This is a genomic window from Pseudomonadota bacterium, from assembly GCA_026390555.1.
Taxonomy (GTDB): Bacteria; Bdellovibrionota_C; UBA2361; order UBA2361; family OMII01; genus OMII01.
The window spans coordinates 1-13,913 of the sequence record JAPLFS010000041.1 but is presented as its reverse complement, the minus strand read 5'-3'; the positions used below and the strand labels follow the sequence as shown (position 1 = coordinate 13,913).

The window sequence follows — 13,913 nt, the reverse complement described above, 5'->3', positions numbered from 1 at the left end:
CAACTTACTCCATAATGTGTACTACAGCAGATAAGCCCCTGATATATAGCTTGTTTTGTAACTGGTCACCGTAGTTTAATGTCGCGATTCAAGCTACTCAGATTACGGCGAAGTTTCATAGGTAATTCGATTGGTCGTCCCCTGATCGGGGACGGCAGATTTTGTGACCAGTTAATGTTACCACCCCCACCGCATTGCTGCGCCAGCAGCTTGCGCTGCTGGACGGGCTCCGCAAATCGGCCCCTTAGGGGCTGCTGATTAACTTTGCACCTCTGCGCCTACGTCAACTCGACATACTTAATGGAGCAGACCTCAACCTCCTGCTGTCCATTGGGAGCGTTAAAGATAACAACATCCCCCTGCTGTGCCTTAAGTAGCGCGTTGGCGAGCGGTGAGCGCCAACTTATACGACCACGGGCCACATCTACCTCATCTATACCTACTATTGAGAAGGTGCGCTCACTGCCGTCCTCGTACCTAAGCAACACCGTAGCGCCGAACTGAACATATGTTGCCGTTATAACTAACGGGTCAACTATCTCAGCCGCTTCAAGACGCTTTGCAAGAAAGCGCATCCGTCTATCGATCTCCCTTAAGCGCTTCTTGCCGTATTGGTAATCACCGTTCTCGGAGCGATCCCCATTACCGGCTGCCCAGGAAACTACCTTGGTAACCTCTGGACGCTCCTCGTAGCGCAGCTTCTTTAATTCCTGCCGCATGCGCTCGGCGCCGGCTGGCGTGATATAGTTCTTACCTCCAGGGATGGAGGCGTCGACCTCAGCGCCTAGATCTTCGACATTCTCATCCCCTTCACGGGTAAAGGCCTTACTCATACCTATTCACCCCAGTATAAACTTGTCGGTGTTTAAAAAGAGTGGTTAAAAGGATTCGATCTTGCGATCTGTCCTAAAGATCCCCCCCCCTTTCTTGACGTCCCCTGATCGGGGACGCTTATTTTAGGGGTGAATAGTTAGTATTGTCACCCCCGATTTGCTCCGCAAATCGACCCCTGAGGGGTTTATTATTCACTAACCGGCACGTTAGATCTAATCCAGTCTATTACATCCTGCGTATGGGTACCGGGGATAAAGATCTGCTTAACCCCTAGCGCCTTGAGTGCTTCGATATCGTCCTTTGGAATAATCCCTCCGCCGAACACTACTATATCTTCTGCTCCATCCCTCTTGAGTTGCTTAAGAAGCTCCGGAAAGAGCGTCATATGCGCGCCGGATAAGATACTGAGTCCGATACAATCAACGTCCTCCTGGATGGCAGCTCGCACTATATTTTCGGTGGTCTGGTGCAGTCCGGTGTAAACCACCTCCATACCAGCATCGCGCAACGCTCGCGCAATGACCTTCGCTCCGCGGTCATGTCCATCCAGCCCAGCTTTAGCAACCAAGATTCGAATCGGACGTTGTGTCACTTGTGGTTCCTTGTCTTTCTTTACCGTCATAACATTCCAGGATCCGTATAAACACCGAACACCTTGCGGTATATGTCAGAGACCTCCCCCAACGTAACGCCCACCGCAACCGCATCTATAAGAACTGGCACAACGTTACGATCCTCCCTGCACGTTTGCTCAATATCCTTAAGAGCTCCTGCATGCGCTACCGTATCTCGATTTAACTTAAACTGCCTAATCTTTTCAATCTGTCGTGTTTCTACGGCGTGCTCGATCTTTAGGGTCGGGATCTCCTGCTCACCCCCCTCTGGGTACTTATTGACCCCAACAACGGTCTGCTTTCCGGCATCAAGCTCTAATTGAAACTGATATGCCGCCTCCGAGATCTCCCTCTGAGGGAACCCAAGCTCTACGGCGTGTAACATCCCACCCATTGCATCGATCTGCTTAATATACCGCAACGCCTCCTCTTCGATCTCATTAGTAAGTCGCTCAACCAAGTACGACCCGCCTAGGGGATCAACCACGTTCGTTACCCCGCTCTCCTCTGCAATAATCTGTTGCGTACGGAGCGCAACCCGTACAGAGTCCTCGGTCGGCAGCGATAGGGTTTCATCCATACTATTTGTATGAAGAGATTGTACACCTCCCAGTACAGCCGCCAACGCTTGCATCGCAACACGCACAACGTTGTTAACGGGTTGCTGTGCTGTCAGGCTAACACCTGCCGTCTGTGCATGAGTTCTAAGCTTACAGGAGGCGTCTGTCTTGGCCCCATACCGCTCACGCATCAGGCGCGCCCAGAGGCGGCGAGCAGCACGCAGCTTGGCTATCTCTTCAAAGAAATCGTTATGAATATCAAAAAAGAATGAGAGCCTTGGAGCAAAATCATCGATCTGCATGCCGCGCCCGATACAGTGGTCTACATAAGCCAACCCATCTGCGATCGTAAAGGCTAGCTCCTGTACCGCCGTCGCACCGGCCTCACGGATATGGTAGCCACTAATACTGACCGGATTAAACTTTGGAGCTTCGTTGGCACAGAACTGAATAACATCGCAGACGAGCTTTACAGATGGAGTTGGGGGTGAGATCCACTCCTTCTGCGCGATAAACTCCTTGAGCATATCGTTTTGAATCGTGCCCCCAATCTGATTGAATCCGATGCCACGCCGCTTTGCGAGCGCAAAGTAAAATGCGAATGCGGCCGTTGCGGTACAATTAATCGTCATCGAGGTCGTAACCTGATCGAGCGCTATACCATCGAAGAGGGCGTCCATATCATCAAGCGTTGCAACGCTAACCCCCTCGCGCCCTACCTCTCCGAGCGAGCGTGGGTGATCGGGGTCGTACCCCATCAAAGACGGCATATCAAAGGCGGTGGAGAGTCCGGTCTGTCCATGATCAAGAAGGTACTTAAAACGCTGATTGGTATCCTCTGGCGTTCCAAATCCTGCGAACTGCCGCATCGTCCAGAGCCGCCCACGGTACATCGTGGGCTGAATACCGCGGGTAAAGGGGTACTCGCCCGGATATCCTAGATCTTTGTGGTAATCAACTGCGCCCCCGTTCTCTGGGGTTACTATTTCGGGCTGCTCCCGAAAGCTTATGGAGTTGAACTTAACCAACCGTTCGCGCTGCGCCGCATAGGTAGCACTACGCCAATCGCTATACGAAGAGCTCTGAGAAAATGGGGCTTTGTTGTTTGGTTTTTTGGTCATAGGGGAAGCTTTGCCACAACCCTTTTAGCCTACTCTTTAAGTAGCTGTGTGGCTATCAGTATGCGCTGGATCTCGCTCGTTCCCTCGTAAATCTCCGTAATCTTTGCATCTCTCAGGTGTCTTTCGGCCGGATAATCGGTCACATAGCCGTATCCACCGTGGATCTGAATGCCTTTTATAGCGCACATCATCGCGGTCTCAGAGGCGCAGAGTTTGGCCATCGCCGCCTGACGAACAAAGCTCCGTTTCTGATCCTTACGCTTGGCAGCATCAAGGGTTAGGTAGCGAGAGCTATCGATATGGCAAACCATATCGGCGATATAGTTCTGGATCGATTGGTGTTCACAGATATGCTTACCGAAGGCTTTACGCTCCGCAGCATACTTAAGGGCGTCGTCGAGCGCTGAGCGCGCGATACCAACGGCCTGCGCAGCGACCCCTATTCGTCCACCATTAAGGGTCGTCATCGCAACGAGAAAGCCGCGATTTTTCTCATATAGAAGCGAGCTCTTTGGAAGGCGCACATTATCGTATGTAACGCTTGAGGTAGGCGAGCCACGAATGCCCAACTTGTCCTCACGTTTGCCACGCGTAATCCCGGCTAGATTCATATCGTGCACAAACGCCGATATCCCTTTATTGCCCTTTGAGGTGTCCTCGGTTGCAAAGAGGATACACACATCGGCCTCCGGGCCGTTTGTAATCCAATTCTTAGTGCCTGAAACTATAAAATCATCCCCGTCGCGGCTAAAGGTGGTTGTGATCGAAGCCGCATCACTTCCGGTGCTAGGCTCTGAGAGCGCGAAGCATCCAAGCGCCTTAGCAGAGGCGAGCCTTGGTAGAAAGTATTCCTTCTGCTCCTGAGTACCGTACTCGACAATAGGAGAGATGCAGAGTGAGGTGTGCGCACTTACGATGATGCCAGTTGATGCGCATGCGGCTGAAAGCTCCTCGATAATCAGAGCATATGCAAGGGTTGATAGCCCCGCTCCTCCAAACTCAAGTGGAACTATGGCACCCATCAACCCTAGCTCTCCCATCTTGGGTAACAGCTCGCGTGGAAAGTAGTGCTCTTTATCTATCTTAACAGCTAAAGGAGCGACCTCCTTAGCGGCAAAGGCGTGCGCCGTATCACAGGCGAAGTTCTCCTCCTCCGATAGTTCAAACGCAACGCTATCTCGCCACACCATACAATATAACCTCTATCGTCCGGTAAATATCGGGGGCCTTTTTTGAAGGAATGCATCCATCCCCTCCTCCCTATCCGCGGTTTTAAAGAGCTGTATGAACTCCTCAACCTCGTGGCGCAACCCTGCTAGTAAGAGGGTCTCCCCTGTGCGATTTATAACACGCTTCGCACTCTGTACCGCTAGGGGCGCTTTGCTTGCAATAAGATTTGAGAGGCGCGCTACCTCGGCCTTAAACTCTGCATCTGCAACGACGATATCAACCACTCCAAGCGCCTTGGCATCGGGTGCTGAGAGCCTCTCTCCAGTATAGCACAATCTGCGCGCGGTACCGATGCCGCAGCGTTGAATAAGGCGCTGAGTTCCACCAAAACCTGGGATGATGGCGAGATCAACCTCCGGTTGCCCGAGTTTAGCGCTCTCCTTACAGAGAATTATGTCACACGCCAGCGCAAGCTCAAGGCCACCGCCAAAAGCGAAGCCGTTAACCGCTGCGATAACCGGAACCTTAAGGGTCTCAATCATACGCATCACACGTTGGCCAAGCTCTAGGTAGTCAGCTATCGCCCTAGCCCCAAGTTGGTTCATGGAGTGAATATCAGCACCGGCAACGAATGACTTCTCACCGCTACCTGTGATAACTACCACGCGCACCTCGGCATCCGCTGCGATCTTAGTCAGCTCAATAACCAGACCCTGTAGTAGGTCGGGATTGAGCGCATTAAGACGGTCGGGGCGATTAAGAACAACGGTGCGAATAGCCCCGTCGCGCATAACATAAATAGTGTTATCTTCCTGTTGTGTGTTCATATGAATTTTATCGCCGTGAAAATAGCTATTAGGGGGTAGATTACCCCTGTTTTCATACTCCTGCTACTGCGATTTGATGAGCAACCTGGGCTATTATCCCGGCGGCCAGTGAAAGGGCCGCCCCCCAACTATATGTAGGTGCAGGTGCGGGACGGTCTGACCACCGTTAGCGCCTATATTAGTCACAACCCGGTAACCCCCGTCTGCAAGCCCCTCCTGACGAGCGACCTCTGCCGCGGCGAGCAGCAGCTCTCCAAGCAGCTCCTTATCGCTTGACTCAGCCGCAGCCAGGTTCGTAATGGCGCGCTTTGGGATCACCAATATATGCGAGGGTGCTACAGGGTTTATATCCCTAAAAGCAAGCACATTATCACTCTCATAAAGGATCTGCGCCGGGATCTCGCCCCTTACTATCTTCATAAATATCGTATCATCTGCCTGTGTCATACCACCTTCCATCTTTTATTTACGGCCCTTTAGCGCGCCAAGATACTCGCAACAAACTTAAGCGCCTCAGTTGCGCTATCATCGTTATAGCCAAAGCGCTTAATAAGACGCTCCTTTAGGGTATCAAACTTCTGTTGCTGTTCGTCATCATGTTGAACAACTGAGACGAACTGCTTAATCTGAATGGTATCCTTGGTATCATCGAACAACTTCTTCTCAAGCGCTTCGCGAAGCCGATCGTTGTCGAGCGGATTAAACTTGCGCCCTGCCGCCGCCATACCACCGATCGTCTGCAAGATCTCACGACGGAAGTCATCCTTGGCGGCTGCCGCAATCCCGATCTTCTCCTCAATCGAGCGCATAAACTTCTCATCCGGTTCATCAAGCCCCCTGGTAAGGCGATTCTCTACCTTCTGTTTTCTCTGATAGGCCGAGATATTCTCCACATACTTCTGACCCATCGTTTCAAGGGCCTTTACATCACCAGCGATGGCGAGCTGCACCTCTTTCTTGACGATATCCTTATACTCCTGCTCAACCTTATCAAGGATCGCTGAAAGCCTCTTACGCTCATCATCCGAGGTAACGTGCGGATTCTCTGGAAGCCTTTCACGCAGCACATTAAGCAACATGAAGGGGCTCAAGAATCGCCGTGATTCCTCTGTATCACGCACTAGGCAAGCGCTCAGGCAGTCCTGAATAAAGCGGGGCGAGATGCCGCGATGCCCCTCACGCGGAGCCTCGTCCTGAATCTCACGCACAGTTTGTTCGGTATAGCCCGCGACAGATTCGCCGTTATAAAGCCGCATTTTCTGTAGAAGAGTCATGCCGGACTTCTTCGGCTCATCTAGTCGCGAACACACAGCGAACATCGCTGCTACCTCGATAGTGTGCGGAGCAATATGACGATCAACCTTCTCTGAGGTGAAGTCCTTCTCGTAGATCTTCCTCTCATTCGAAAGGGTCAGTACGTACGGGATATCTATCTTTAGAGAGCGGTCTCGTAGCGCCTCCTGGAATCGGTCCGCTTGAAGCTTCTCATATTCAGCTTCGTTAGTGTGCCCAAGTAACACTAGATCTATCTCCGTTTGAGGGAACTTCTTAGGCTTAATTACCCGCTCCTGCGTTGCGGTAAGAAGCTCATAGAGAAACTCTCTCTCTAGCTTAAGCACCTCGATAAACTCAGCGATGCCACGATTCGCACAACACAGCTCTCCATCAAAGCTGAACGCGCGTGGATCTGAGTCCGAGCCGTACTTAGCAAGTTTACGGTAATTTATATCACCTGTTAACTCCGTTGAATCTTGGCTCTTGGGGTCCTTTGGTTGAAAGGTAGTAATGCCGGTTCTATCCTCCTCGGAGATAGCTAGTCGTTTAACGACCACGTGATCGAACACCCGATCATAGTTGCCATCGTACTTCTCAAGCAACTCGCGCAACTGAAATCGACTTGCGGGATCAAGCCCTCCGTTAATCTGTATCTTAGGTGCCCCTACTGGGATGCTCTGATTAAGAGCTGCCAGAAACTCACTTCGTAAATGTTTGGGGATAAGACTGAGTGGTTCTACGTTCATCGGAGACCATGCAACCTGATCTTTATTAATCTTTCCTAGGTTATCCAAACTCTTCTGCGCGTTCTCTAGTCTGACTGGCTCCTCTGAGAAACCAAAGGTATACACCGCACCCTGGGGCGTTAATGAATAGTGCTCAGCCCCGCGCTTAAGTAGCCTAGCGACGGTACTCTTTGAGGAGCCAACCGGTCCAAGCATAAGAAATAGGCGCTTCTGAGGTCCATAGCTCTTAGCTGCTGCTTCAAACAACTCCACAAGCTTCATTAGCTTGTCATCTAGGCCGAATACGGCATCATTTCCAGCACCTAGTGGATCATCAAAAAACTTAAAGCGAGTATACTCGCGCCCGCCTAGTGAGTACTTCTCGGCGCCGTACGACATAATCATCGCATGCACCCTCTGGAAGGCGTTGTCCGTAACGGTTGGATTGGCTGTTGCAACTTTCAGGTAATCATCGAAGGTGCCGATCCAGTTCAGATCTTTGTACTGGCGCTGCAACTCGGTGCGCTGAAAGATATTGCGAATCTCTGCTTGCGTTGTCCCGAATTTAGCCTGTACGGGGTCCGAGTTGCGTGCGAATGCTGCTTGTTGCTCTGTATTCATAACTACCTTATTACTTTCCTACACAAATTCTCTTACCGTCCAGTTCCTAACAGATCCTTTATTACCGGGATAATATCGTTACGGTCTCCCATATGAGTGAGTACGGCAGCCTCCTGATCTTGCAGGTGCGGCTGAAGAAACTCAATAAATCCTCCACCGGTACGGCTTGCGCCGATCTCCACATATCCGAATAAGTTAACATAGGGAAGGATGTCCTGCTTGAGCAAATCAAGTGCCTTCTGACTATCTGCTGGCGAGCTATTATCACCATCCGAGAAATGAAAAAGGTAGATATTCCATTCATCGGGAGAGAACCTGCCAAACATCTGCTCTTTGGCGAGTTGATAGGCCGAGGAGATCACGGTTCCACCAGACTCACGCGTTGTAAAGAATGTATCTCGGTCAACAACCTTAGCCGAAACATCATGAATTATATAGCACTTCTCTGTCCCCTGGTATTGTCGATCAATCCAGGCGTCTGTCCAGAAAGCTGTGTTGCGCGCCAACGACTTCTCTTCCTCTCCCATAGAACCAGAGACATCGATCACGTAGAAGATCACAGCATTAGTTTTGGGGCGTGGTTTTAGCCGCGCACTCCGATATCGAAAATCATCCTTGATCGGAACTATATTTGGATCTTTATCGTCATAGCTCTCCTCAGCTACCGCACGCTTGAGAGCCTCTTTAAAGGTTCTCTTATGGTCCCTAAGTGCAGGGGGCCCGCGCCGCGAGATCCCCTCGTAACGTGGAACTGCATCCTCCAGTCCAGAGGTAAGCCTGGGCTTAATGCGTGGCAGCTTAAGCTCTTCTCCAAGTAGGTCTGCCAACTCCTCTATATGGAACTTCTCCTCACGAAGATGTTTTCCCTCACCTGTACCTCCTCGCCTGCCACCAGGGCCATCACCATCCTCTCCTTCTCCCTCTCCAACTCCCTTATCATTTGCGCCGAAGATGAAACGGGGGATGGTTATCTCTTTAACAGGTACTGAGATCATATCGTTCCCATGCTGGGCTATGATCTCATCACTTGTGATGTATTCGGTGAGATCCTCTCGAACCTTGCCTTTAACTATATCCCGAAAGCGCTTTACATCGGGCTCAATACCAAGTGAAGCGGTCTCCAGAGAGAAGGACTGTTGCTCAATAGCGGTCTGCCTAGATTTAGAATGACTTGGATCGAGCGTCATAATACCTCCTACCCTATCCTCTCAAAGTACCCTTGATAATCATCCGAAGCTTTTTGTGAGCTAAGTGTTTTACCGTCATAACTTATTCTACGCCTAGTCCCATCCTTATCCTGCGTCAGCACGTGTACCGGACGGGTCCATATCCTCTGCAGATTCTTACAGGTTGGCTCAGCAAGGCCGCGGTTTAACTCCTGTCCGTCGAAGCTATGAAGAATAACGAGCTCGCCTCTATTGGCATGATTTGCATCGACTACGGCGAGCTTCGGCTCTCCAAGATTCATTAATGAGCGCGCCAGCATCGAACGTACATCATCAAACTCCTCTGATGATACATAGGCATCCCCCTCATTATCATGCTCATAGGTATGAAGCTTATTCTCAGCACAGAATTCAGGGGTTAAATAATGGTAGATAAATGTTAGGTCGTTGTGTGTAATCATGGCACGCAGGATCTCTTCCTGCCCTAAGCCAATTTTCTTGTCCCAGTTGTGCCGAGCCTCCATATCCCGACAATCATCCCACTCATGGCCGAACTTGCCCTTATCCCAACGCTCTTCGATGTCGCGCAATAGTCGCACACCGAGACGATATGGATTTATACTCTTGCCCCACGGCTGCAATACGGAAGAGTTAAAATCGCAGTAGTCTACCGTCTCAGATGGATAGCGTGGTAAAAGGTGTTCAGTCATACATTTAGAGTGCCAATAGCTCGCCCACCCTTCATTCATAATCTTGGTCATGCGTTGTGGCGCGAAGTAGTACGACTCATTACGAACCATAGAGAGCACATCCTGCTGCCACGGATCAAGCGGCGCATGCGTCATTAAAAAGAGTAGAATATCCTGCTCCGGCTCTGGTGGAAGCCTCTTAAGCCTCTGGTCACGTTCCTTTGTCTCCCGTTCAACCTGCGCGCGCAACACTTCAGGTGGATTCACATATCGATCAAGATATTCCGGCACATCAAAGCGCGCCGGCTTAATAGGATCCAGCGCTCTGCGCTCAAGGGTGGATCGCTGCACTACCTCGTTACTAGCTCTACGCAGCGCAACTGAATGCACGTCAATTAGGTTGTCTAGCGATAGACAGTTATCGAGAAAGCTCTCTACAACTAGCGGACCATGCTCCTCTTGGTAGCGTTTGATGCGCTCTGCATGATCCCCCATCTTGTCGAGCATGCGTCGATCAGTAGCCTTGAAATATGCGTTATGCTTAAAGAATATATTATGGAAATAAACATGCGCCATGACCGTTCTGGTCTCCTGCACCGAATTAGAGTCGAGCAGGTAGGCGATGCAGGGGTCTGTGTTGATAACCAGCTCATAGGTTCGGCCCAGTCCATAGCTATCTCGTACTGACTGACTCTCGTAGTTTTGGCCGAAACGCCAGTGCTCATACCGTTTAGGAAAGCCCTCACGAGCAAGGATTACCTGCAACTGCTTCCAATTGACAACAACGAACTCCTGCGGAAAGAAATCAAGGGGGCAGATACTCTTTACGATCTCCTCAATCTCGTTCTTCCACCCCTGAATAAGCCGCTCCTGTGCTCCACGAGAGCCGGCAAACTCGTGCACCGTTATCTTGTGACGGCGAAAAGCCTCTGTATCTAAGGATGGAACGTCATTGTTTTTTGCCGCGTTGTGCTCTAGATCGCTCATACTGCCTACTTCTTAACCGCCCACTCAAGATGCTTGCGAATAGTTTCCCAACGCTCTTCCCTCGGATATTTAAGGGTATCTTCAAGCGCCTTAATGGCTTTAACCCAGCGCTGTGCTCTACGGCGCTCATCTTCCTTACCATCTAAATCTTTTCTGACCTTTAATGGATCGTCTGCATACTCCCTTGTCATCTGTTCGAACTCATGAAGTGGCTTTTCAAGCATCTCTTTCCGAACAACCCTCATTCCCTCTACAAGCTCTCCGAAGATGTTCTCATAATTAGTAACAACGCTTTCCTGTGGATTCTCAGCTTGCCAGTTACCGATCTGCTCAAACAGATGCTTTCTGTATTCTTGGCGCTTCTCTGGTGTCGAGAGGTTTTCGTTCTTTACGACCTTGTCCTCAAAATCCTGGAGAAGTTCCTCGTTATGTCCGCGCTCGCGATCATTGACTCGGTACTGCTGCTCAACCTCAAGTGGAGCCTGCCCAATTGAGACTCGCGCATGTGCCAGATAGCGCCGGATCGAGAGTTTGCTCTGCTCCTCACTTGCAATACCCATAGCCGCATAAAAATCATCTTGAACCATACGCTTAGCGTAAGAAACGATCTCTTTAACGATCGAATCAGGTGACGGAATAGGAAACTCCTTCTCAACACGGCTCATGATCTCCTTAAGAGCCTCCTGCGTTTCCTTATAATTCATCGTCCTGCCAAGTCGGGATGCCTCCTGTTTTTTATCATCGAGCAGTCGTCGTGCATACTGACGCTTCGACTCCTCGATCTTCTCGTAATATGGGAACTTATCTTGATGCTGCTTAAGCACCTCTATCACCTCAATCACAGTAATTGGCTCACCCTGTCTAAAAACCGCCATCTTGCGCAGCAGATCCTGTGCATTTGCCGTTGAGACTCCGAAACCACCATCATAGAGCGAGAATCTAGTCTCACCGACCCCGTACATATATTCATCTGCTATCTTTGGCAGGAATTTCTTTAGAAGAACTAGATCGTCCTGATGCCATTTGGCGCTCTCCTCTGACTTGAGCATATTAAGCTCGTTTTTAACTCCGTCTCTCGGCTCCTGCAAAAGCAGCGCTTTTTCAACGACGCTCATACGCGCTAGAATTCCAGGCATCCTCTCATGCACATCGCTATAGCTTGTCGGATTCGGCTTCAGAAGTCTCGATGCCGTTACGAACAACGCGACAGCATCAAGTACATGTGGACAGATTACCCGATCCGTTCCGACTATAGTTCTAAAGAAATCCCGTTGCGCCGCGGCCTCAGAGAGGTAGCGCGTAATATGCGGAACCGTAATGAACTGTAGTCGACGCACCAGAGAGTCCCAACCATTGGCGCCACTCTTCATCATAATCAGATCATCGTTGGCGTCTGCTCTAAGGAGAACATTCACCTTCTCTGTCTTAATTGCGGCAGCCTGCCTAAGCGAAAAGATCTGGGTGTGTCCAGATTCGATCTCGTTTAGGAGGTGATTCATGTGCGAAATATCGTCCCCACCCCTATCACGCTCATTTGGACGAAATAGATCCGAGAAATGCAGGTGCCCACGATTGGCACGAAGCATAAAGCTAGTTGGTATATGGAGATCTCTCTCTGCTGCGCGAACCTCCTCAGGTGGCGGCGCATAGGAATCATAAAACTGCTCTATGTCAGCATCTCGATTGGCGCTCCCCCAGATGGAGCAGAGCCCTCTACCCTGTCTACACGAGAGGGTATAACGCTCAACACGCACGTGCCGATTTAGTACCTCATCAAGTATCGTACTCTCCGATCGATCCTGCTGGTTAAGACCTCTGGCTATATAATCCTGCCGATAAAAACTAACTAAGGTCTCAAGTAACGACTCTGAGAATGTATCTAGCTCCCCACGCAATAGATAATCAACGTTGAGATCTGTCGACAGCCTCCCCTGTTCTTCAAGGTTAGCCAGTAGTTGCTCACGCGGCCCCTTGCCGTCACATGAAGCGGAGAGGAGAAAGAGCGGATCGGTATTGCCTATCGGTCTGTATACGATGCGAGCTACCTGGCCGCTCCCCTCCTCAGTAGCGTATGCGCTTCTAGGCTGATTCATTGAAAACCCGAAGGCCTTCGCGGCTCTTTCCTCTGGAAATACCCAGATTAAGCGATAGAGCGCACCATTAGGATCCCGCTCTGAGTAATGCTCAAGCATCGCATCGAGTGTGTCGTTAAGGCGCGTTTTGCCAGAACCGGGTGGGCCATGAAATATAAACATCCGGTTGGAGAACTCTCTACGCCCAAACAACCTCATCTGCTGATAGAACTCATTGAGGGCAGGCTCCTGTCCCTCAAGCTTTCTCTTGTCACATACCATCCCGGACTCCCACGGCCAGGTGCGTAGCTTGAAATCTAGGAGCTCCTGCCCCAATACGGTTTTTGTCTCGGCTCCGAACGATTCCATGGCGTCGGCCGTGTACTGAAACGTATTGCGGATCAGGTGGCGTGGACTTTTGAGAACTTCACGCAGGTAGTCGCCGTAGCTAAGCTCATGAGAGACCTGGGTGTAGCGCTGACCCTCAGAAGCCTTAAAGGCCTCGAGCAATTTGCGAGATCCCTCTGCAAGGAGAGCCTCGCTGAGCTGTGGGGTGCGAAGAGCGCTGGAAAGTATCTCCGTATGTTGTTCCACTCCTCCCCCTAGGGGCTCCTGTTGCTCTCTATTCATGAACGGCGCCACTACTAATTTGCTCCGGTATTAACTGGGCATCAAACAGTCCAAGAACCTAGCACCAAATTACCGTTCTATGGAACATAATTTTACATAGAGAAAGCGGCGCAGATCGGCATCGACAGAAATTCAACTTGCGTTTGATTATAAAGCGATCGCTCTTTCATGAGCGCCCGTACTTAGATCCTGCGCCGAAACAACCTGCGCGGTCCCTGAGGACTCCTCGTATTCGACCTGAATAAGGTGCTGCACACCATCCTTAATATCATCGAGATGGGTAATAATAATTATCTGCTCAAAGCGCCTTCTGAGCTTCTCTAATAACGCTAGTACGTTACTACGTCGCCCCTCATCGAGGGAGCCAAAGACCTCATCGAGCATCAAGAGCGAAAAGCTCTGTCCGGCCCGCTCTGCCAACATATGAGAGAGCGAGATGCGCATACAGAGGTTAAGGATATCCTCCTCTCCCCCACTAATAACCCGCTTGGCCTCGCCGTCCTCAACTACCGTAGGGGTAAAATCCTCGGCTAATTCAACTGCCGAGTAGCGCCCATCGGTCAGGTCAGCCAAGTATTCACTGGCAAGTTCAGCCATACGGGGCCGAATCGAAGAGTTCACG

11 protein-coding genes are annotated in these 13,913 nt (G+C 50.6%); all 11 read right to left on the bottom strand.

Annotation, left to right across the window (positions count from 1 at the left end; translation table 11 throughout):
- Positions 1–278 precede the first annotated feature (278 nt).
- The gene (greB, locus tag NTV65_06145; protein ID MCX6114778.1) at positions 279–833 is read right to left on the bottom strand and encodes a transcription elongation factor GreB; all 555 of its coding nucleotides are present in this window, start codon (positions 831–833) and stop codon (positions 279–281) included.
- Positions 834–1,021: 188 nt separating this feature from the next.
- Complete coding sequence (locus tag NTV65_06140) at positions 1,022–1,456, bottom strand: cobalamin B12-binding domain-containing protein (GenBank protein ID MCX6114777.1); 435 nt, start codon at positions 1,454–1,456, stop codon at positions 1,022–1,024.
- Positions 1,453–3,129: a methylmalonyl-CoA mutase family protein gene (locus NTV65_06135; protein MCX6114776.1), complete on the bottom strand. Its 1,677-nt coding sequence runs from the start codon at positions 3,127–3,129 to the stop codon at positions 1,453–1,455. The genes NTV65_06140 and NTV65_06135 overlap by 4 nt, the downstream gene beginning before the upstream one ends.
- Positions 3,130–3,158: 29 nt before the next feature.
- On the bottom strand, positions 3,159–4,319 hold the full coding sequence (locus NTV65_06130) for an acyl-CoA dehydrogenase family protein (GenBank protein MCX6114775.1): 1,161 nt from the start codon (positions 4,317–4,319) through the stop codon (positions 3,159–3,161).
- Between the two features lie 12 nt (positions 4,320–4,331).
- On the bottom strand, positions 4,332–5,126 hold the full coding sequence (locus tag NTV65_06125; protein ID MCX6114774.1) for an enoyl-CoA hydratase-related protein: 795 nt from the start codon (positions 5,124–5,126) through the stop codon (positions 4,332–4,334).
- Positions 5,127–5,219: 93 nt separating this feature from the next.
- Positions 5,220–5,573, bottom strand: a complete 354-nt coding sequence (locus NTV65_06120) for a histidine triad nucleotide-binding protein (GenBank protein MCX6114773.1) — start codon at positions 5,571–5,573, stop codon at positions 5,220–5,222.
- 29 nt (positions 5,574–5,602) lie between these two features.
- Positions 5,603–7,747: a serine protein kinase gene (locus NTV65_06115; protein ID MCX6114772.1), complete on the bottom strand. Its 2,145-nt coding sequence runs from the start codon at positions 7,745–7,747 to the stop codon at positions 5,603–5,605.
- 32 nt (positions 7,748–7,779) lie between these two features.
- Entirely contained in the window at positions 7,780–8,934 is a 1,155-nt protein-coding gene (locus tag NTV65_06110) for a DUF444 family protein (GenBank protein MCX6114771.1), read from the bottom strand.
- A gap of 8 nt (positions 8,935–8,942) precedes the next feature.
- Positions 8,943–10,589, bottom strand: coding sequence for a SpoVR family protein (locus NTV65_06105; protein MCX6114770.1), 1,647 nt, complete (start codon positions 10,587–10,589; stop codon positions 8,943–8,945).
- A 5-nt stretch (positions 10,590–10,594) separates the two neighbouring features.
- The gene (locus NTV65_06100; protein ID MCX6114769.1) at positions 10,595–13,291 is read right to left on the bottom strand and encodes a hypothetical protein; all 2,697 of its coding nucleotides are present in this window, start codon (positions 13,289–13,291) and stop codon (positions 10,595–10,597) included.
- A gap of 147 nt (positions 13,292–13,438) precedes the next feature.
- A partial coding sequence (locus NTV65_06095) for an SMC family ATPase (GenBank protein MCX6114768.1) occupies positions 13,439–13,913 on the bottom strand: 475 nt, incomplete at its 5' end.